Source organism: Streptomyces sp. NPDC045470 (genome assembly GCF_040646595.1).
In the GTDB taxonomy this organism is placed as follows: Bacteria; Actinomycetota; Actinomycetes; order Streptomycetales; family Streptomycetaceae; genus Streptomyces.
Window position 1 is genome coordinate 47,411 of sequence record NZ_JBEZAN010000007.1, and the last position, 19,489, is coordinate 66,899.

General features: G+C 72.6%; 16 protein-coding genes. 5 read left to right on the forward strand and 11 right to left on the reverse strand.

Annotated features, from left to right (window positions below):
• Positions 1–41: 41 nt before the first annotated feature.
• Genes AB0A97_RS21295 through AB0A97_RS21320 form a run of 6 tightly spaced genes read right to left on the reverse strand, consistent with a single transcriptional unit; the run spans position 42 to position 5,298 of the window.
• Positions 42–725 (reverse strand): SDR family NAD(P)-dependent oxidoreductase, encoded by a 684-nt coding sequence (locus AB0A97_RS21295; protein WP_361152112.1) that lies wholly within the window; start codon positions 723–725, stop codon positions 42–44.
• Positions 722–1,102, reverse strand: coding sequence for a hypothetical protein (locus AB0A97_RS21300; RefSeq protein WP_361152114.1), 381 nt, complete (start codon positions 1,100–1,102; stop codon positions 722–724). Before AB0A97_RS21300 ends, AB0A97_RS21295 begins: the two co-directional genes overlap by 4 nt.
• On the reverse strand, positions 1,099–2,481 hold the full coding sequence (locus AB0A97_RS21305) for an FAD-dependent oxidoreductase (RefSeq protein WP_361152117.1): 1,383 nt from the start codon (positions 2,479–2,481) through the stop codon (positions 1,099–1,101). Before AB0A97_RS21305 ends, AB0A97_RS21300 begins: the two co-directional genes overlap by 4 nt.
• The gene (locus AB0A97_RS21310) at positions 2,478–3,581 is read right to left on the reverse strand and encodes an FAD-binding oxidoreductase (RefSeq protein ID WP_361152120.1); all 1,104 of its coding nucleotides are present in this window, start codon (positions 3,579–3,581) and stop codon (positions 2,478–2,480) included. The genes AB0A97_RS21305 and AB0A97_RS21310 overlap by 4 nt, the downstream gene beginning before the upstream one ends.
• Positions 3,578–4,951, reverse strand: coding sequence for a class I tRNA ligase family protein (locus AB0A97_RS21315; RefSeq protein WP_361152124.1), 1,374 nt, complete (start codon positions 4,949–4,951; stop codon positions 3,578–3,580). The genes AB0A97_RS21310 and AB0A97_RS21315 overlap by 4 nt, the downstream gene beginning before the upstream one ends.
• A complete protein-coding gene (locus AB0A97_RS21320) occupies positions 4,948–5,298 on the reverse strand; it encodes a cupin domain-containing protein (RefSeq protein WP_361152126.1) in 351 nt (116 codons plus the stop codon). The genes AB0A97_RS21315 and AB0A97_RS21320 overlap by 4 nt, the downstream gene beginning before the upstream one ends.
• A gap of 127 nt (positions 5,299–5,425) precedes the next feature.
• Between AB0A97_RS21320 and AB0A97_RS21325 the strand changes: the two genes are divergently transcribed.
• Complete coding sequence (locus tag AB0A97_RS21325; protein WP_361152128.1) at positions 5,426–5,905, forward strand: hypothetical protein; 480 nt, start codon at positions 5,426–5,428, stop codon at positions 5,903–5,905.
• A gap of 156 nt (positions 5,906–6,061) precedes the next feature.
• Here AB0A97_RS21325 and AB0A97_RS21330 read toward each other — a convergent pair whose 3' ends face one another.
• Together AB0A97_RS21330 and AB0A97_RS21335 are read right to left on the reverse strand one after the other, a co-directional pair.
• Positions 6,062–7,606, reverse strand: coding sequence for a right-handed parallel beta-helix repeat-containing protein (locus AB0A97_RS21330; RefSeq protein ID WP_361152131.1), 1,545 nt, complete (start codon positions 7,604–7,606; stop codon positions 6,062–6,064).
• A gap of 229 nt (positions 7,607–7,835) precedes the next feature.
• Positions 7,836–9,587 carry a tryptophan halogenase family protein gene (locus AB0A97_RS21335; RefSeq protein WP_361152133.1) on the reverse strand — a complete coding sequence of 584 codons (1,752 nt, stop codon included), beginning with the start codon at positions 9,585–9,587 and terminating at the stop codon, positions 7,836–7,838.
• A 186-nt stretch (positions 9,588–9,773) separates the two neighbouring features.
• Between AB0A97_RS21335 and glnT the strand changes: the two genes are divergently transcribed.
• Positions 9,774–11,132, forward strand: coding sequence for a type III glutamate--ammonia ligase (gene glnT / locus AB0A97_RS21340; RefSeq protein WP_361152136.1), 1,359 nt, complete (start codon positions 9,774–9,776; stop codon positions 11,130–11,132).
• 65 nt (positions 11,133–11,197) lie between these two features.
• Here glnT and asnB read toward each other — a convergent pair whose 3' ends face one another.
• The 3 genes from asnB to AB0A97_RS21355 form a co-directional block, all read right to left on the reverse strand.
• Entirely contained in the window at positions 11,198–13,063 is a 1,866-nt protein-coding gene (gene asnB, locus AB0A97_RS21345; protein WP_361152138.1) for an asparagine synthase (glutamine-hydrolyzing), read from the reverse strand.
• 83 nt (positions 13,064–13,146) lie between these two features.
• Positions 13,147–13,845, reverse strand: a complete 699-nt coding sequence (locus tag AB0A97_RS21350) for a TenA family transcriptional regulator (protein WP_361152141.1) — start codon at positions 13,843–13,845, stop codon at positions 13,147–13,149.
• Between the two features lie 206 nt (positions 13,846–14,051).
• The gene (locus tag AB0A97_RS21355) at positions 14,052–15,656 is read right to left on the reverse strand and encodes an FAD-dependent monooxygenase (RefSeq protein WP_361152143.1); all 1,605 of its coding nucleotides are present in this window, start codon (positions 15,654–15,656) and stop codon (positions 14,052–14,054) included.
• Between the two features lie 249 nt (positions 15,657–15,905).
• On the opposite strand from AB0A97_RS21355, the gene AB0A97_RS21360 reads away from it, so the two are divergent.
• The 3 genes from AB0A97_RS21360 to AB0A97_RS21370 all read left to right on the forward strand — a co-directional run bounded on the left by AB0A97_RS21360 (position 15,906) and on the right by AB0A97_RS21370 (position 19,428).
• Positions 15,906–16,919, forward strand: coding sequence for a methyltransferase (locus AB0A97_RS21360; RefSeq protein ID WP_361152146.1), 1,014 nt, complete (start codon positions 15,906–15,908; stop codon positions 16,917–16,919).
• 177 nt (positions 16,920–17,096) lie between these two features.
• The gene (locus AB0A97_RS21365) at positions 17,097–18,425 is read left to right on the forward strand and encodes a SidA/IucD/PvdA family monooxygenase (protein ID WP_361152149.1); all 1,329 of its coding nucleotides are present in this window, start codon (positions 17,097–17,099) and stop codon (positions 18,423–18,425) included.
• Positions 18,426–18,675: 250 nt separating this feature from the next.
• Complete coding sequence (locus tag AB0A97_RS21370; RefSeq protein WP_361152151.1) at positions 18,676–19,428, forward strand: SDR family NAD(P)-dependent oxidoreductase; 753 nt, start codon at positions 18,676–18,678, stop codon at positions 19,426–19,428.
• Positions 19,429–19,489 lie beyond the last annotated feature (61 nt).

Consider the following 19,489-nt stretch of genomic DNA (forward strand, 5'->3'; position numbering starts at 1 on the left):
GCCCCCGCACGGGGGCCGGGCCCGTGGCCCGTTCAGCGGATTCACCAGTCGATGACCGTGTCCCGGCGCAGGAAGACTCCGCTGGGGCCGTCGTCCGGGAGCGTCGCGGCGTCCGCGATGTGGCGGGCCGCCTCTTCGGGGGCCTGCTCCGCCTGCGGCTGCATACGGGTACGGACCAGACCGGGATTGATGGCGTTCACCAGGACGCCCGTCCCCATGACCTCCTCCGCCAGCATCGTGGTGAGCGCGTTGAGGGCTACCTTCGACGCCGTGTAGCCGGGGCACTGCGGGGACGGGCCGTACGCGAACGACGCCGCGCCGCTGGAGATGTTCACCACCCGTCCCCAGCCCCGTTCCACCATGCCGGGCAGGAACGCCTGGGTCACCCGCCAGGCGCCCAGCAGGTTGACCTCCAGGCTGCGGCGTACGCCTTCCAGGTCGGCGGCGGAGGGGGCGACACCCCAGTCCGACAGGACGCCCGCGTTGTTGACCAGGATGTCTACCGGCTGCCCGACGGCGGCCGCACGGACCGCGTCGGGGTCGGTGACGTCGAACGCGAGCGCCGCCGTGTCGCCGGCGGCCCCGGCGGCGGCCCGCCCGGCCGCCGCCCCGTCCCGCGCGGCGAACAGCACCCGGTGCCCGCGGCGCGCCAGTTCCGTGGCCACCGCCAGGCCGAGGCCGCGGTTGGCCCCGGTCACCAGGGCGGTACGCGCCGGTCCTGTCACGTCCGTACCTCCTCGATGTAGGAGGTGCCGTGCGAGCCGTCCGCCCGGCTCCACTCCTCGCGCAGCCTCAGCCGGCCGTCCGCGAGCCGCTCCGGGTGGCTGACGCACTGTCCGGAGACCACCTCCCCATCGGTGAGGACCTGGCAGTACGCAGCGGTGATGACCCCGTCGGAGTCGCACCGGCCGACCAGCCGGCCGTGGCGCACCCGGCCGCCGGAGAACTCCGCCCAGACCAGGTCCCGGTGCTGGTGGTAGTCGCCGGCCGGAACCTGTGCGGCACCGGGGCCCGAGGCGGTCTCCGCGGCCGTGGAACGGAAGGTCAGCCCGTCGTAGAGAGAGGGCGCCGCGGCGGCGGGCGGGCGGGTGGCGTGGGTCATCGGGGAGCTCCTGTCAGAGTGTAGCCGGACCGGAAGAAGCCGTCCGGGTCCAGTTGCCGCTTGAGTCTGCGCAGTCGGGCGAAGTTCTCCGGGCCGTAGGTCTGCTCGCCCCGGACGGCCGTGAGGCTGTCCCGGTCCGCGTAGTTGAGATAGCCGGCACCCCACGTGCTGTACGGCTCGGCGAGCCGGGACACCGACTTGGCCCACTCCCGCTGCTGGGCGTCGGCGGCCGACAGCCCGGCGTCCCAGATGGCCATGCCGGTGATGTTGAACCGGGCGGTGCGGAAGGGCACCACGCCCGGCACCCGGGCCCGGTCGCGCACGGCGCCGTGGATCGGTTCGATCAGGATGGTGTCGTTGTACGGGTCGGTGATCCGCGCGGCGCGGAATCTCTCCGCCAGGGCCTCGGTCAGCTCGTCGGGCAGACCGTCGACACAGCGCGCGCTCCAGTAGTGCCGCAGTCCGAACGGCAGCCGGCCCAGGCACTGCTGCATGGAGACGTACGATCGCTCGCCCACAGCCCAGGTCAGCGGGGTGAGCGTGGCGCGCAGCGCCTTGTCCAGCACGGCCGGGTACTCGGGGTCGTCCCCCGAGTAGCACACGCTGATGACGGCCGCGGGTTCCTGCATCGGACCGTACCGTTCGAGCAGCAGGGTGCAGATCAGCTCGTCGGGCGCGTCCCGCATCAGGTCGCGGAAGAACCGGACGGCGGCCGCCGGGTCGTCGGCCGGGTAGGCGACGTAACCGCCGTACACGCGCGGCACGTCGTGCAGTCGGAACGTGAACTCGGTGACGGCACCGAAGTGGTGGCCCGCCCCGCGCAGCGCCCAGTCGGTCTCGGGGTGGGTCTCCGGGGAGACCGTGAGCGTCTCGCCGGACGCGGTGACCAGTTCGTAGCTCAGTACGTTGTCGCAGCTCAGGCCCGCGCGGCCCATCAGGTGCCCGATGCCGCCGCCGAGGGTGAGTCCGCCGACGCCGGTGTCGTCGAACGTGCCGCCTGTGGTGGCCAGTTGGTACGTACCGGCCGCCAGGTCGACGTCGGCCCAGGTCGCCCCGCCGCCGACGCGGGCCGTCCGGGCACCGGGATCGACACGTACCCCGCTCAGCAGCCGCAGGTCGATCACCACCCCCGCGTCGACGGACCCGGCTCCGGCGACGTTGTGCCCACCGCCCCGGATCACGGCCGGCAGGCCCGTCTCCTGCGCGGCCAGGACCGCGGCCCGCACCTCGGCGGTGTCCCTGGGCAGGCAGACCGCGGCCGGGTGGTGGTCGTGTGCTCCGTTGAACAGCAGCCGCACCCGGTCGTAGGCGGGGTGACCGGGGGTGACCACCCTCCCCGGGCAGGCTGCCTCCAGCGTGCTGCGCACGTCGGCGCTCATGACGTCTCCCTCCGTGTGATGGTGGTGATCGGGGCGCGGCCGGTCCGGGGCGTACCGGAGGAGAGGCCGGCCAGCAGGCCGCTCGCCGCCTCCCGGGAAGCGGCGAGCGCGAGCTTCGCCGAGCCGCCGCTGCCGCCGGTGAAGGTGAACAGCCGTCCCGGGGCGCCGAGTACGGGCGCCAGGGCGAGCCGCCCGGCCGGCCCGTAGGCGTCCACGGCGGCCACGGGGCGCATCAGCCGCCCCAGGGACAGGCCGGGCAGCCGCCGTGCGGCCGCGGTCCGGACAGCGCGCTCCTCGTGGTCGAGGAAGCGCGCCGCGCCCGGCTCGGCCCCCCAGCGTTCGGTGGGCAGGCCCAGCAGCATCCGGCCGGGGCCGGCGGGCCGTCCGTACAGGCCGCTGGTCTCGTCGACGAAGGCGGGCGGCAGCAGCCCGCCGGCCCGGTAGACGGCACACTGAATGACCTTCGTCCGTACGGTGTCGTCGGCGGTGACACCGAGGGACCGCAGCAGCCGGCCCGTCCAGGCGCCGGTGGCCGCCACCAGGACGTCGGCCGTGCCCTCGCGGGTGACGGTCCGGTACGTGACGCTGCCCTCCGGGCCGTCGCAGGTCACGGAGCGCAGCCGGCCGGACGGCACATCCGCTCCCCGGGCGACGAGGTCGATGATGGCCGCACGGCGCAGACCGTCGGGGGAGAGGTGGCCGGCGTGCGGTTCCAGCACCCCGGCCGCTCCCTCCGGCAGGCCCTGCACGCCGAACTCGTCGGCCAGCCGCCGCCGGTCGCACCGCTCGGCCGTCGGCGGCAGGGCGTCCGGCACGGCGTCGTACCCGTCAGCGGGGGCCAGGACGTACAGGGACCTGCCGGGGCGGTAGGCGGACCACTTGCGCAGGGTGCGGCTGGTCCGCAGCTCCGCGAGGCTGAGGGCGGCGAGCCGCGCCACCTCCGGATCGCGCTCGAAAGCGCGCACCAGGCCGCCTGACGCGGCGGTGGCGTCCGGCCGGGGCGCGCCCGTCAACAGCGTCACCCGGGCCCCGTGCTCCGCGACGAGCCGCCAGGCCAGCAGCGCGCCCGCGACCCCCGCGCCCACGACGCAGATCCTCATCCGGCCCGCGCTCCTTCCGGGACCGGGGCGCCCGCCGTGCCGGTGAGCGCGCCGCGCAGTTCCGGGTCGCCGCCGGGGCGCAGCAGGCACCGGGCGGCGTACGCGGCGTCGAAGTGCTCCGGTGTCAGGGCCCGCGCGGCCCGGTCCCGCTCGGTGGCGTACTCCGGGCCCTCGCCCGCCGGGGCCGCGAGGTCCCAGCTCGCCGTCAGGGCGTGGTAGCGCTCCGGGGTGAAGTCGGTGGAGTAGGGGGCGGGCCGGTCCCAGCACAGGAAGGCGCGCAGCACCTCGGGGTCCTCGTGGTCCAGCAGGTCGTGGGCCCAGACGGCGTGGCCCCGGCTGGTGGAGAACTTGGCGCCCGACAGGTGGTAGAACTCGTTGACCACCAGGCCGCCCAGGACGTCCGGCGGCAGCCCGAAGGCCAGGAACAGCGCGGGGAACTGCGCCAGGTAGTAGAAGGTGTTGTCCCGGCCCAGGAAGGCCCACAGCGCGTCGACGCCGCGCCAGGCGCGCACGTGCCCGTCGATCCCGGCCGCGCCGGGTTCCAGCCGCTGCCCGATGGTGTACAGGTAGCCCAGCGCCATCTCGGACCACACGTCGATACGGTGCTCCGGTGTGGTGACGGACTCGATGCCCCAGTCGGTCGGGTAACTGAGCGGGACGTCGGGCAGTTCCGGCAGGCGGAACAACTGCCGCAGCAGCAGCCGGGCGCTGGGCGGGGCGTCGGCGGCGGCCCAGACGCGGCTGAGGCCCTCCCGGTAGTGCTCCAGCGGGAGGACGGGGCCGCTTACGGTGCGCCGGGCGGTGAGCGGGGAGCCGCAGCGGGTGCACCGCGCGTCCACCAGGTTCCCGGCCGTGGTGAACCAGCCGCAGCCCTCGCAGGTGCCGCCGCACGAACCCGTCCCGCAGCGGGGGCAGCCCCCGGACACGTACGCGTGGTGGGGGACGCCGGGGCAGGACGGGCAGACGGGGGTCTCCCACTCCCGTACGGGCAGCGTCCCGGAGGCGACCAGTTCGTCGAGGAATCCGGCCACCGCGGTGCGGTAACCGACGTCACTGAGCGGGTCGGTGAACACGTCGTGGCGCACGCCCGCCCGGTCGAACACCGCACGGATCCGCGCGGCGTGCCCGTCGCGTTCCTCGCGCACCTTGGTGCCCCGCTGCCGCGCCCTGGCGGGGACGTAGTTCTGGTGGTCGTCCAGGCCGCACACCGTCAGCACCCGCTCGCCGCGCAGGCGCGCCGCGCGGGCGGCGACGTCGGCGGCGACGTACGGGCCGGCCAGGTGCCCCACGTGCAGCGGGCCGTTGGGGGTGGGCGGTGGGGAGAGCAGTACGGTCGTGCCCCGGCCGCGGGGCGCCGTCACCGCGCTCATCCGGCCTCACCTGAGCCCGCCGCCGACGGCAGCCAGTAGACGCTGAGAATGCGCACCGGTTCCTCGGCCGCCTTGATGACGTGCCGCTCCCCGGGTGACAGCAGGACGGCCGTACCCGGCCCGGCCGTGACCTCCGTACCGTCCACGGTGAACACGGCGGTGCCGCTGACCACGACGGCGAGTTCGACCTCGGGGTGCTCGTCCAGCGCGCTTTCGGAATGCGCCGGAATGCGGCACCACATGGCGTCGAACGGCAGTGGCTGTTTCTTCGGGTGCTCCTCCCAGCGTCCGATGCCGATCCCGTATTCGTGACTAAGCTGCGATTCATCCAGGGTGAACGTCTGCACGGCCAGCTCCCAGCCGGTAGTCCCTCCCGCGCGGCGCGCGGCCGACGGGGGAAAACATCCAGGACACCGCTCAAGGAGTGGTCGAACGGGGTTGGGTGGCCCGTTCCGTACGTGCCACCATGAGGACATGACCACCGAATTACAGGTGGGGCAGCGCCCCACCCGGTATGCGCCGCGCTCCGTGCGCACACTGGAACACGGGACGGCGGACGGCTGGACGGTGAAGCGGTACGCCGTCTCGGCGCTGCGGGAACTGCCGCCCGCGGAGGTGCACGCCTTCGCCTGGGACGCGGTGCGCCGGAGCCTTCCGGAGCCGTACGCCGACGGGCTCCGCCACGCGTTCAGCGTGGTGCACGAGGACGCGGACGGCGTCTACGCCGTCGTCGGCTGGTGGAGCGCCAACCGGCTGATCCTGCACACCCGCACCTGGCTCGCCGACTGGGCGGACCTGAAGCGGCTGACCGAGGCCCCGGGCCACGCCACCGCCTGCGTGTGGGAGCTGGCGGTGATCGGCTGTGAGCGGGACGCCTGGGTCGAGTACGTGCTGCGGTGCGACCCGCCGGACCTGGGCCGCTACCTGGCGGCCGGTCTCCACGGGGAGTACTGAAGCGGCCGGCGCGACCCCGGACCGGCTACGGAGGGGCGCCCCGTGGCATCCGCCGACGCCACGGGGCACCCCGGGGAGCCGCCCGCCACCCCGCGGGACAGGCCGTTCACGGAGCTGACGCGGAGCCCCGGCGCGGGGCTCCGGGCAGGCGCCGGCCTACTGTGGAGCCTTCTGGTAGGCGCCGATGTGCGGGACGGCCGGGACGGGATTGCCGTAGAAGTCCTTTCCGCCGTCCCCGGTGACGCGGCTGCCCGCCTTCAGGGCCGGTGAACCGGTCTGGAGCCGGTAGCCGTTGGCGTCGGACACGGAGGTCGCCGTGCCGGGCGCCGTCAGCAGCGGGTCGCCGGCGAGGTTGTGCTCGCCGTTCGGCGGGAGCGCCGTGACCCGGTCGAAGAGGTTGTACCGGTAGGTGCCGTAGCGGTCGTTCACGGTCGAGCCGTCCTTCGCGCCCACGAACACGTTGTTCTGCAAGGTGAAGTCGTTCGGCCGGACGACTTCCACGAGGCTGTTCGCGTTCGGCGCGTAGAAGGTGTTCTGGTAGATCCGCAGATTCGACACGCCGGTGCAGAAAGAGTTGAGCAGGCCGAGTCCCTGGGCGTCGGCGGCGTCGTTCTGGCTGATGTTGTACCGGACGATTCCGTCCTTGGCGGTTTCCCCGTCGTCCTGGCAGAAGTAGAGGAAACCACCGCCGTTGTCCTGTGAGTAGTTGTACTGGTAGGTGGTACCGACATTTCCCCCTTCCACGGCGAAGGCCATGCCCGGGCCCTTCCCGCGCCGCACGGTGTTGTGTTCGATGACGGTGCGGTCCGAATTCCAGGCGTAGGCGCCGATGTTGTAATCGGTGGAGCGCATGTTATATCCGTCGACCGTGTTCTCGGTCACCCGGGCCCGGTTCCCGTTGAACAGGATGATGCCGTCACCGCCGATGTTCTTCACGGTGTTGCGGCTGATGACGATGCCCTCGTTGGGGACGAACTCGGTACCGGGGCCCTTGGGGTTCTCCGGGCGCTTCTGCCAGTCGGAGGTGATGCCGATGCCGGTCCGGTCGACGTTGTCGACCGTGCTGTCGGTCACCGCGATCCCGGAGAAGCCGGTCGGTACCGAGGAGCCGGCCGCCTCGAAGAGGATGCCGCCGCTGGGACGGGGATAGCGGTGGTCGGTGCCGTTGACGTCGCGGACGGTGACGTTGTCGATCACGTAGTGGTGACCGATGCCGTAGTCCCGCAGCAGCACCCGGATGCCCGCGCGCTGGGCCGGCGTCGCGCCGGTGTTGGTGACGGTGATCTTCCGTATCTGGTAGTACTCGACGTTCTCCAGCAGGACGGCGGCGGACGCCCCGGCGCCGTCGACGACGGGGGCGCCGCCCCTGCCGTAGGGCTCCACGGACACCGGTGCCTGCGCGGTGCCGGACCCCTTGGGGGCGAGGGTGCCCTGGCAGGTCGTCCCGGCGCGCAACTGGAGCGAGTCGCCCGGCGCGAACTTCACCTTGTTGGCCCGGGCCAGGGACCGCCAGGCGGTGCTCTCCGAGGTGCCGTCAGCGTTGTCGTCGCCGCCGGCGCAGTCGACGAAATACGTGGTGCCGGCCTTGGTGTGGGCCGTGGCGACGGGCGGTGCCGCGGCGGCCGGCGCCGGTACGGGACCCAGGGCCAGCGCGCCGGCCAGTACGGTCCCGACCGGCCCGATGGCGAACCATTTACGCACATCTCCTCCATTCCGCCCACGCGGACGGCCGTCGTCGGCGTGGGTGTGCGCCGCATCGTGGTCGGGTCCGCATGAGCGGGACTAGAGAAGGCCTGGACTCCTCTTGTGGATTTTCGAATTGATGTGGTAGCAGGGTATTTACGTTCGGTGACGGCGGTCACCGTCGGCTGTTGTCAGTGCCCGGCGGTACCCGGCCGGCCCGCGCCGGTCGGGCGCCGCGGGCGGGACGTCACCGCATCCCCATCCGCCGCGCGATTTCCCTGCCGGCCCAGCTGTCGTCGTCCTCCAAGAGCTGGCGGTTCAGCTCCGGACAGGCGTCGAACGCCTCCAGCGCCTCCCGCGTGGGCAGCGCCGCACGCACCAGGGCGTCCGCGGCCCGCTTGCGCGTCTGCCACGCCGACAGCGGTTCGTCCATGGGCAGGATCCGTGTGGGCACCTGCTGACCCAGCAGCAGGTAGTCGATGCCGAACAGGCCGAAGAAGGACGGTGCCACCCGGGACAGCATGTCCTGCACGAAGGCGTTGCGGCGGGACAGCGGCGCCCCGCCCGCGAAGACGTCGAGCAGGGGCTGGAAACCGGACACGTCGGCGGAGGCGCGGCACTCCTGCCAGAACTTCGTGTCCAGCCGGGTGTTGAACCGGTAGTGCAGGCCCAGCAGCCACCGGATCGCGTCCCACTGCTGCCCCAGCGCGGCGTTGAGGGTCTCCCGCACCTGCGGGCCGTCCCAGGACGCCGGCAGACACGAGACCAGGCTCTGCACCTCGACGCCGATCATCATCAGCCCGGTCGACTCCAGCGGTTCCACGAAGCCGTACGAGTTGCCGACCGCCACCACATTGCCGCGCCAGGCCTTCGCGTAGCGCCCGCTGCGGAACCGTACGAAGTGCGGGTCGGAGATGCCGGGGAAGCGGGCCGCGAGCTCCCCGGCGGCCTCGTCGTCGGAGATCGCCGCCGAGGAGAACACATAGCCGCGGTGATCGCTGCCCCGCGTGGGGATGCGCCAGCACCAGCCGGCGTTCATCGTGGTCGCCTGGGTGTAGGGCCGGATCTTCCCGTCCTGGGCGACGTTGCCGGTGACGGCCGAGTCGGTGAACAGGGTGCTGGAGAACGGGACGTACGGTGTCGCGAAGGCCCGGCCGAGCAATTGCGAACGGAAACCGGTGCAGTCCACGTACAGGTCGAACGACAGGTCGCGCCCGTCGGAGGTCCGCAGCTTCTCGACCCACTCGGGGCCGCTGAGTTCCACGTCGGCCACCGTCGCCTCGACGTGGTGGACGCCGCGGCGCTCGGCGAGTTCCGTCAGGTACGACACGAGCAGGGCGTTGTCGAGGTGGTAGGCGAACGGCAGGTACTTCATCAGAGACAGCGGGGCCTCGCCCTTGCGGTACACGGCCGCCTTGTCGGCCGCCATCAGCGCGGAGCCCAGGGTGGAGCCGTTGATGCCGCCGGTCGTCCGGAGGGCGCCCTGCAGGCCCACCGAGTCGCTGGACCAGTCGAACGGCCCCATGAAACCGTCCGGGTGCGGTCCCCAGTCGAACCTGATGCCCAGCTTCCAGGTGGGGCGCACGCGGCGATACAGCTCCTCGGCGTCGATCCCGAGGTAGTGGTGGAGGAAGAGCGTCATGTACGTCACGGTGGCCTCGCCGACCCCGATGATCGGGATGTGCCGCGACTCGACGAGCGTCACGTCCAGCCACGGCCGCTTGGCCTTCAGCGCGAGCGCCGCGAGATATCCCGCTGTCCCGCCGCCGATGACGCCCACCCGGCGGATCGCCCGGGGCGTGGACGCGTCGGGCCGCTCCATGTCCCCACCCGAGGCCGCCAGCGACCGCAGCAGAGCCAGCGGCTCCGCGCCGCCCCCGGCCCCCGGCAGCCAGCCGCGCACCGCGTCCGCCTCCTCGCGGGGCAGGGTGCCCAGCACCTGATCCAGCGCGTTCCCCGGCCGCGTGGCAAGCCCGCTGTTCAGTACCTTGTGGTCCATCCGTACCTCTTCTTGGTTCACCGGATTCCCGACATGTCGCACCGGGTCCACCGTGTTCCACCGCACTAGAGCGGGCCTTGAGGGGGGCGTGCCGCGGAATCCGTCACAAGCTCCCTAGCCGCTCTCAAGTCCCCCTGTTCACCCTGTCGGGCAGACCACACGTGCACGCTCGAAGGGGAGGACACGATGACGGCGCACACACCACCGGCGAACGGTGCCGAGCTGGCCCGGGCGGTGGCCCGGGACGGGGTGGAGTTCCTGCTGGTCATGTTCGTCAACCTGCGCGGGAAGACCTGTGCCAAGCTGGCGCCCGCGCACACCCTCGACCGGTTGCTCGGCGAGGGGCTGGGCTTCGCCGGGAACGCCGCCGACGGCCTGGGGCAGAGTTCGGCCGATCCGGACGTGGTGGCGATTCCCGACCCCACCTCCTACGTCCGGGTGCCGATCCAGGAGAACCTCGGCATCCTCCAGTGCGACCTGTACGTACGGGGCGAGCCCTGGCCGTACGCGCCCCGCGGCATCCTGCGCAGGCAGCTCGCCCAGCTCGCCGAACAGCGGCTCGAACTGAAGGCGGGCGCCGAGCCCGAGTACTTCCTGGTGCGCCGTACCGAGGACGGCGGCATCCGGGTGGCGGACGAGCTGGACGACACCGCCGGGCCCTGCTACGACGCGCACGCGGCCAGCCGGTCGCTGGACCACCTGACCACGATCAGCCGCGCCGTCGACGCCATGGGCTGGGAGAACTACTCCAACGACCACGAGGACGCCAACGGCCAGTTCGAGCACAACTTCGGCTACGCGGAGGCGCTGCGCACCGCCGACCGCGTCGTGGTCTTCCGCCATCTGGTCCGTCTCGCCGCGCACCGGGCCGGGCTGGTCGCCACCTTCATGCCCAAGCCGTTCGGCGGCCTCACCGGCAGCGGACTGCACCTGCACCTGTCGCTGTGGCAGGACGGCCGCAACGTCTTCGAGGCCCCGGACGACCCGCACGGCCTCGGCCTGTCGCGGCGGGCGTACGGCTTCATCGCCGGCGTGCTGGACCACGCGCCCGGGCTGATGGCGCTGACCTGCCCGACGGTCAACTCCTACAAGCGGCTCGGGGCGGGGGCCGCGACGCTGTCCGGGTCCAGCTGGGCGCCGGGGTACGCCAGTTACGGGGGCAACAACCGCACCCACCTGGTCCGGGTGCCGGACTCGGACCGGATCGAGGTGCGCTGCGTGGACTCCGCCGCCAACCCCTACCTGGCGCTCTCCGGTCTCGCGGCCGCCGGAGCGGACGGCATGGCGCGCGGCGCCGACCCCGGCGGGCCGCTCGACGTGGACCTGGAGGCGACGGGGGCGGGCACCCGGCGGCTGCGTCCGCTGCCGCCCACCCTGCTGCACGCGGCGGAGGCCCTGGCCCAGGACGACGTGCTGCGTGACGGCCTGGGCAAGACGCCGGACGGCTTCTACGCCGACTACTACGCGGACCAGAAGCGCGCCGAGTTCGACGCCTACCACCGTCAGGTGTCCGAGTGGGAGCTGCGCACCTACCTACAGGTCTGAACGGGAAGAACGACCGTCGGGCCGGCCGGAGAAACTCCGGCCGGCCCGACGGCGTACCGCGGCGGTTACAGGTCGAGCGTGATGCCGTAGTGCCGCAGCCAGAAGTCGAACCCGAGGGCCATCTCCAGGTTGGACCGGCTGTGCCACTCGTGGGCGGTGGGGGACTGGTCCGCCACCGCCGCGTGTGCCGCGTCGACGTCCAGCAGCGGCAGCACCGGCGAGTTGGAGTCGGCCAGGACCGCGGCCATCGCGTCGTGCAGCGCGCGCGTGTACGCGGGGTCCTGGGTCACCGGGTACGGGCTCTTCGGGCGCTCCAGCACCGACTTGGGCACCAGGCCCCCGCCGGCGGCGGCACGCAGCAGGCTCTTCTCCCGGCCGTCGAAGGTCTTGAACGACCAGGGCGTGTTGTAGACGTACTCCACGAGCCGGTGGTCGCAGAACGGCACCCGGGTCTCCAGGCTGGAGGCCATGGCCAGCCGGTCACCGCGGTCCAGCAGCATCGGCAGCCAGCGGTTGAGGTGGGAGAAGCACAGCTCCCGCATCCGGTGCTCGTGCGGGTCCTCGTTCTCCTGGTGGGGGGTCAGGGCACGCGTCTGCGCGAAGGCGTCCGCGTAGTAGCCGGGCATGTCCAGCTTGTCCAGCAGCCCGCGGCCGAACAGACCGCGCCCCAGACCGCCGCCGCGGCTGCCTTCCTGGCGCTTCTCCGCCTCGACCCACGGGAAATTGTCGGCCGCCACCAGTTCGCTGTCGTGCAGCCACTTGAAACCGCCGAAGATCTCGTCGGCGGTCTCGCCGGTCAGGGCCACCGTCGAGTGCTCGCGGGTGGCGCGCAGCATCAGGTACAACGAGGTGTCCATGTCGCCGAGCATCGTCGGCATGTCCTGCGCCAGCACCGCCGCCTCGCGGGCCCGGGTGCTGATGAGGTCGGCGGTGCCGAGCACGATGTCGGTGTGGTCGGCGCCGACGTGCCGGGCCAGTTCGGCGGCGTACGGGGCGTCCGGGGTGTCGCGCTGGTCGTCCGGGCGGAAGTTCTCGCTGTAGCCGACGAAGGTGGCGGTGATGGTGCGCACCGCCTCGTCGCCCGCCTCCTCGCGGGCCTTGGCGGCCAGGGAGGTGACCACGCTGGAGTCGATGCCGCCGGACAGCGTGGTGCACAGCGGGACATCGGCCACCAGCTCGCGGGTGACGATCTCCTCCAGCAGGGAGCGGATGTGCCCCACCGTCGCGTCGAGGTCGTCCGTGTGCGGGCGGGCCTCCAGGGCCCAGTAGCGGCGCTCGCGGACGCCGGAGCGGCTGACCGTCATGGTGTGGCCCGGCAGCAGCTCCCGCATGTCGCGGAAGACGGCCTGGCCCGGGGTCTTGGCGGTGGAGAACAGCTCCTGAAGTTCCGGTACGCCGACCACCGGCTCGATGTCGGGATGCGCCAGCAGGGCCTTGGGCTCCGAGCCGAAGAGCACGCCGTCCGGCCGGACGCTGTAGAACAGCGGCTTGATGCCCAGCCGGTCGCGGACCAGCAGCAGTTCCTCGGTGCGCAGGTCCCACACCCCGAAGGCGAACATGCCCTCCAGGCGTTCCGCGCAGCCCGCGCCCCACTCCAGGTACGAGCGCAGCACCACCTCGGTGTCGGACCGGGTGCGGAACCGGTGGCCGCGCGACTCCAGCTCCGAGCGGAGCTGCTTGAAGTTGTAGACCTCACCGCTGTACGTGAGGACGGCGAGGGTCCGGCCGTCCTCCTCGGCGGCCATCGGCTGGATGCCGCCGGCCAGGTCGATGATCGAGTTGCGGGTGTGGCCCAGCCCCGCGTGCGGGCCGACCCACACACCGCGGGCGTCGGGGCCCCGGAGGCCGAGTGTGTTGTTCATGGCCTCGACCGTCGCCTTCTCGCGACGGAGATCATGGGCGTAGTCCACCCAACCGGTAATGCCGCACATGTGGAGCTCTCCTCACTGTCGACTGTGTCGTCGGTCGGATCTCGGGATGGCGCCGGCCGCCGGTGCGCTGCCGGTGCGACGGGTCAGAACGGCCAGGCCTCCTGCCGCCAGGCCGCGTCCACGTGGGCCCACTCGAAGTAGGCGGCGTGCCGTGCGGAGGTGACGAGTTCGCGGCGGCCGGCCGGCGCGCTGTCCGCGGCGATCTCCGCCACGGCGCCCAGGAACACGTCCACCAGCTCGCGGTAGGTGTCGCCGGGGTGCCACTCCTCGATCACCGTGGCGTAGCGGGAGCCCGGTACGCACCGGGTCAGCAGCTCGTCGGTGACGAGCAGGAACAGCCAGGCGGCGGGCAGGACGGCGCCGGTCCCGGCGGCCAGTGAACGGGCCGGGGCGGCGCCCAGGAAGGACGTGTAACCGAGCGTGGTGGGCAGCAGCGCGGGAGTGCCGTCCGCGAGCGGCAGCCGGAGGTCCTCGCCCCACCACCGTACTCGCTCCCGACGCCGTTCGGCGTCCTCGGCGGTGCCGGTGCCCAACCGGCTGAACAGCAGGGCGTGGGGGTGGCCGGCGGCCACCGCGGCACAGCGGGCGTGGGCGGCGGCGTAGGCGGGCAGGACGTGCCAGTGGTCCTGCTGGAGGAAGTGCGCCAGTGCGGCTTCCGGCAGGGTTCCGTCGGCCAGCCCCCGGTAGAAGGGGTGGTCGGTCAGGCGCCGGGCGGTGTCCCGTACGACCCGGGCGAGTTCGGTCCGTACCGGCGGGTGCCGGTCGGTGGTGTCGCGCTCCATGCGGGTGAGCGTGGGGGCAAGGGCTCGAAAACGGATCGGAGACGGCTCGCGGGGCGACCGGCCTTCGTAGGCCGCCGCGCCGCGCGCGAAGGACAGCGCCGCCCCCGGCGGACCGGGGACGGCGCTGTGGCCGGTCAGGAGGCGGCGTACGGCCGGTCGGTACTCCGTCCCGGCCGTTCCGTCCTCCGCGAACGGCCGGGGCCTGCTCAGTCCTGGCAGGCGGCCCGGGACAGCGCGTCGGCCAGCACTTCCTGCGGGTCTCCTGGCACGCGCTCGGCGCGCCAGGAGACGAAGGCGTCCGGTCGGACCAGGACGGCGCCGCCCGGCCCCACCCCGTACGCCTCGGCCCAGTCGCGGTCGACCGGCCTCAGCTCCGCCCGGTCGCCGACGGACCAGGTGCGCAGCGGGACGCCGAGTTTCCTGGCGACCGGTTCGGCGGCCCGGGCCCATGCCTCGCCCCCGGGGCCGGTGAGCAGCACGTACGAGTCCCAGAACAGGTCGATCGTGGAGATCTCCTCGGTACCGCGCCGCAGCCGCACGTGCGGGGCCCGGGTGCCGGGCTCGCCGGTGAGCCGGAGTTCGGGGCTGAGGACCCGGGCGTCCGGGTCGGCGGCCAGGACGGAGGCGGAGCGGTAGCGGTAGCCCAGGGTGATGATCACGTCGTCCACGAAGCCGGCCCGGTCCGCCTCGGTGGCGTACCCGTGCCGGATCCGGTTGCGCACCAGTGCCTGTTCGGACATCGCGATGCCCAGCGGGCGCCGCTCGGCGTCATAGGTGTCCAGCAGCGCGTCGGTGCCCCAGCCCTTGAGCACCGCGGCCAGCTTCCAGGCCAGGTTGTGGGCGTCGTGGATACCGGTGTTGGCGCCGAACCCGCCGGCCGGCGGGTGGACGTGCGCGGCGTCGCCCGCCAGGAAGACCCGTCCCGCCCGGAACGTCTCCGAGACGAGTTGCGCCCCGCGCCAGGGCACCTTGTCCATGATCTCCACGTCGATGTCCCGGCCTGCCGCCTGCCGTACGATCTCCACGCACCGCTCGTCGGTGAAGTCGTCCGGCGACTCGCCCTTCTCGGGGAAGTACAGCGGCGCGGCCAGCCACGGGTCGCAGCCGTGCAGCCGGGACAGGCCCATCAGCCCGCCTCCCGCGGAGGCGTAGCACAGGATGAACTTGCGGTCCTTCAGCAGGCGTTCCAGTTCCGGGGCGCGGAAGTAGACACTGAGCGCGTTGAACACGGTGCCGCGTCCCTCGCGCCGCACTCCGAGGGCCTCACGGGTACGGCTGCTCGCGCCGTCCGCCCCCACCAGGTAGTCCGCCCGTACGGTGAACTCCTCGCCGGTCGCGTTCTCGCCGACGACGGCGGTCACCCCCTCGGCGTCCTGCTCGAAGGAGATCAGCCTGCAGCCGAAGCGCACGTCGGCGCCGTGCTCCCGGGCCTTGGTGACCAGCACCTTCTCGTAGCGGTCCTGGCCGCAGCCCATCACCCGCTCGGGGCTGACCGTGGGGCCGTCCAGGGACGGCACCTCCAGCACCTCCGCGTCGTCGATCTCCGCGAAGGTGCGCACCTTGATGATGCCGCCCTCGAAGTACGGGTGGGAGTCGCCCATCTCCAGGGCCCGGATGTCCGGCCCCAGCCCGGCCGCCCGGAACAGTTCCATGGTGCGTGCCTGCAGGCCCGGGGCGCGGGGCAGCGTGGAGGTGTCGTCGCGCTTCTCCAGCACCATCGTCCGCAGCCCGTGCCGGCCGCAGAACAGCGCGGTGGCGAGCCCGACCGGGCCCCCACCGACGATGAGCACCGGAATTCTCAGGTCAGACATGCATGTCCCCTCTGCGTGGACTGGGCCGGACCAGGACCGCTTCCGGGCCCTGCCGACAACCGGGAGCCCGCCGGCCGTCCGGCCGCGGGGCGCCCTTCGAGGAGTACTGGCGAGCCCTCAAGTGGTGCTGGAGGACGGCCTTCCGTACGCCCGGCGGATTCTCAAGGGGTGTTCGACCCGCGGCTGCGAAGGTCCCGCCGACCGTGTGGCACCAGGCCACGGTCGGTGCCGGAAGAAGGAGCCTCGCGCATGACGCACACCCTGCCCGATGTCACCACCCCGGCCGGAATCATCCGGCTGGGCAACATGTTCTGCGACGCCAAGGCGCTGCTGACCGCCGTCGAGCTGCGGCTGTTCAGCACGCTCCACGAGAGGGGACCCTCGACGCAGGAGGAGATCCGTACCGCGCTCGGCCTGCACGGCCGGGGGCTCTCCGACTTCCTCGACCTGCTGACCGCGCTGGGCGTGCTGGAGCGCGCCGACGGCCGGTACCGCAACGCGCCGGGCTCGGACGCCTGCCTTGTCCACGGCGCGCCGGGGTACGTCGGCGGGTTCCTGGAGCGCTCCAACCGCAACCTCTACCCGGCCTGGGGCCGGCTCGCGGAAGGGCTGCGCACCGGGAAGCAGCAGTCCGGCAGCGACTTCGGGCAGGTGACCCGGAATCCGACGATCCTGCGGCAGTTCGTCGGCATGATGGACGGGCTGACGAACGTGGTGGGGCCGGAGCTGGCGCAGAAGTACGACTGGTCCGGCCACGGTTCGGTGCTCGACGTGGGCGGCGCCCGCGGCAACCTGTGCTCCCTGATCGTCAAGGCGCACCCGCATCTGGCCGGGCACGTCTTCGACCTGCCCGCGATGGCGCCGCTGTTCGACGAGAAGGTGGCCGAGCACGGCCTCACCGGCCGGGTCGCGTTCACCGGCGGCAGCTTCTTCGAGGACCCGCTCCCGCACGCGGACGTCGTCCTGCTCGGCCACGTCCTGCACGACTGGGACCGGGAGCAACGGGCCTACCTGGTCGGCAAGGCGTACGAGGCGGTCAACCCGGGCGGCACCCTGCTGATCTACGACCGGATGCTGGAGGACGAGCCGGCCCACATCGAGAACCTCGTCATCAGCCTGGACATGCTGCTGGTCACCGACGGCGGTGAGGAGTACCAGGCCTCCGAGATCACGGCGGTCGCGGAACAGGCCGGGTTCGTGAGCACCGAGGTCACTCCGCTGAGCGACTACGACACCCTGGTGATCTGCCGCAAGGGTGCCTGAGCGCGCCAGACGGCGTGGCCCGGTGGGCGCGGGGGGCGTGGGCGGGGGCGGTTCTGTCCTCGCCCCCGCCCCGCGCTCCGCCCGCTCTCGACCGCCGCCCGATCCGCGCTGCGGACCCTGGACCGTACCGACGACGGCCCGTCGGAAACCTGCGCACCCGTGGCCGGGAGGAGAATGATGAGCGAGCAGCGCCAGCAGCCCGTCGCAGTGCCAGGGAACCGGTCCGGCACCCGGCTGCCCCATCACACGGTGGCCGGCATAGGGGCCGGCCCGGCCAACCTGAGTCTCGCCGCGCTCGGCGAGCGGGAGGTCCCCGGCGGGGTCCGGCTCTACGAACGGCGTTCCTCGGCGGCCTGGCACCCCGGCCAGCTCAGCGAGGGCACCCGCCTGCAGACGTCCTGGCTCAAGGACCTGGTGACCCTGGTCGACCCGACCAACCGGCTGTCGTTCCTGAACTACCTGGTGGCCGGCGGTCGCATGTACTCCTTCATCAACGCCCAGTACGCGGAGATCCCTCGGCTGGAGTTCGCCCGCTACCTCGCCTGGGCGGCCGGTGAACTGGGCACGGTCCGGTACGGCAGCCCTGTGGAGCGCATCGGCCACACCGGGACCGGGGCCGCCGGGCGGTTCGTGCTGCACGGCCCGGGCGGCCCGGTGGCCACCGCGGACCACGTCGTCCTCGGCCTGGGCACCCGCCCACGCGTCCCGGCCTGCTTCGAGGGCCTCGCCGCCGACGGGCTCGTCCTGGCCGAGCGGCTGCACGCCCGGCTGCGCGGCGCCGCCGTACTGCCGTACCAGCCGGCCGTGGTCGTCGGCGGCGGGCAGACCGGCGCCGAGTCGGTGCTGGAACTGATCCAGCACGGCTTCCGGGACATCCGGTGGATCGGTCGGCGCAACTGGTTCGCGCCGATGGACGACTCGCCCTCGGCCAACGACTTCTTTCGGCCCACGTACCTGCGATTCTTCCACGGCCTGCCTGCGGAGGTACGGCAGCGGTACGTGGCCGAGCAGCAGCTCACCAGCGACGGCATCTCCCTGAGCACGATCCAGCAGATCTACCAGCTCAACTACGAGATGTACCTGCGCGAGGGGCGCTACCCGGTCATGCTGCTGCCCGGGCGCGACGTGGTGCGGGCCTGCGAACGGGACGGCCAGCTCGTCCTGTGGTGCGAACGGGACTGGGGCGGCCGGGAACGGCACGCGGCGCCCCTGGTGGTGATCGCCACCGGCCGGGAGGCGGCGGACCTGCCGCTCGCCCCCGAACTGCTCGCGCTGATGGAGCTGGACGAGGCGGGCCAGCCCGTGCTGGAGGCCGACTACTCGGTGCGGTGGAAGTACGCCGAGCACAACCGGCTCTACGTGCAGAACCGCAGCCGGACCGGGCACGGCATCGCCGACCCCAACCTCAGTTTGCTGGCGGTACGGGCCGCCACGATCCTCAACTCCGTACTGGACCGGGAGGCGTACGTGATCCGGGACGAGCACGTCAGCACGGCCTGGCTCTGAGCGGGCGGGCCCGGCGCCGAACGGTGCCACGGGCCGCCCCGCGCCCCTGTGCACAATCTCTTGACAATCTAGCTACTCGTCCGCCAAGCTAACTGGGCCGGGGTGCCCGCGAGTTCTCGAACCGGGCTGCGCGGCGCGGCGCATGACGAGGCGTCATGTCCGATGGGCGACCATGCGCGCCTGGCTCCCGCTGTACAGCCATGGCAGCGCACCACGTCGGCACGACCGTATTCAGGCAGAGAGGCGAACGATGGATCTGGGCTTGCAGGACAAGCGGGTGCTGGTGACCGGCGCGACGCGCGGCATCGGCAGGGCCGCCGCGAAGGCCTTCGCCGCCGAGGGCGCCCGGGTGATCGTCACGTATCACACCGGCGAAGCCGCCGCGAAGGCCGTGGTGGAGGAGCTGGGCGGCGCCGAGCGCGCCCACGCCGTCCGCCTGGACCTCGGCGACCCGGGGTCCGTGACCGCCGGCGTCCGGGCCGCCGAGGACCGCTGGGGCGGCATCGACGTGGTCGTCGCCAACGCCCAGACGTGGGTGTGGGTCGACCCCGACCAGCAGCCGCCACTGGAGGACCTGCCGACCGACGAGTGGTTCGGCAAGATGCGTGCCAACGTCGAGGGGCACATCCTCACCGTCCGGCAGGCGCTGCGCGGCATGCGCGAGCGTGGCTGGGGGCGGGTCGTGCTGCTCTCCTCGGTCACCGCGACCGCGGGGATGCCGGGCTCCGAGATCTACAGCGCCGCCAAGTCGGCGCTGCACGGCTTCGCCCGCGGCCTGATGTGGAACCACGACGGCATCCTCGTCAACGTGGTGGCCCCCGGCGGCACGATCACTGAACAGCTCGCCGGCGTGGACCCGGCGGTCATCGAGAAGAGCGCCAAGGAGACCCCCAGCGGGCGGCTGACCACCGCGGAGGAGGTCGCGCGCCTCATCGTGTTCCTGGGCTCGGACGGCAACGGCAACGTCAACGGCGAGGTCGTCCACACCGCCGGCGGACGCTGACCCGCGCCGTCGGCCCACCAGGCTGCCCCGGACTTTCCCCCGGCCGGGGCAGCCTGGCGAA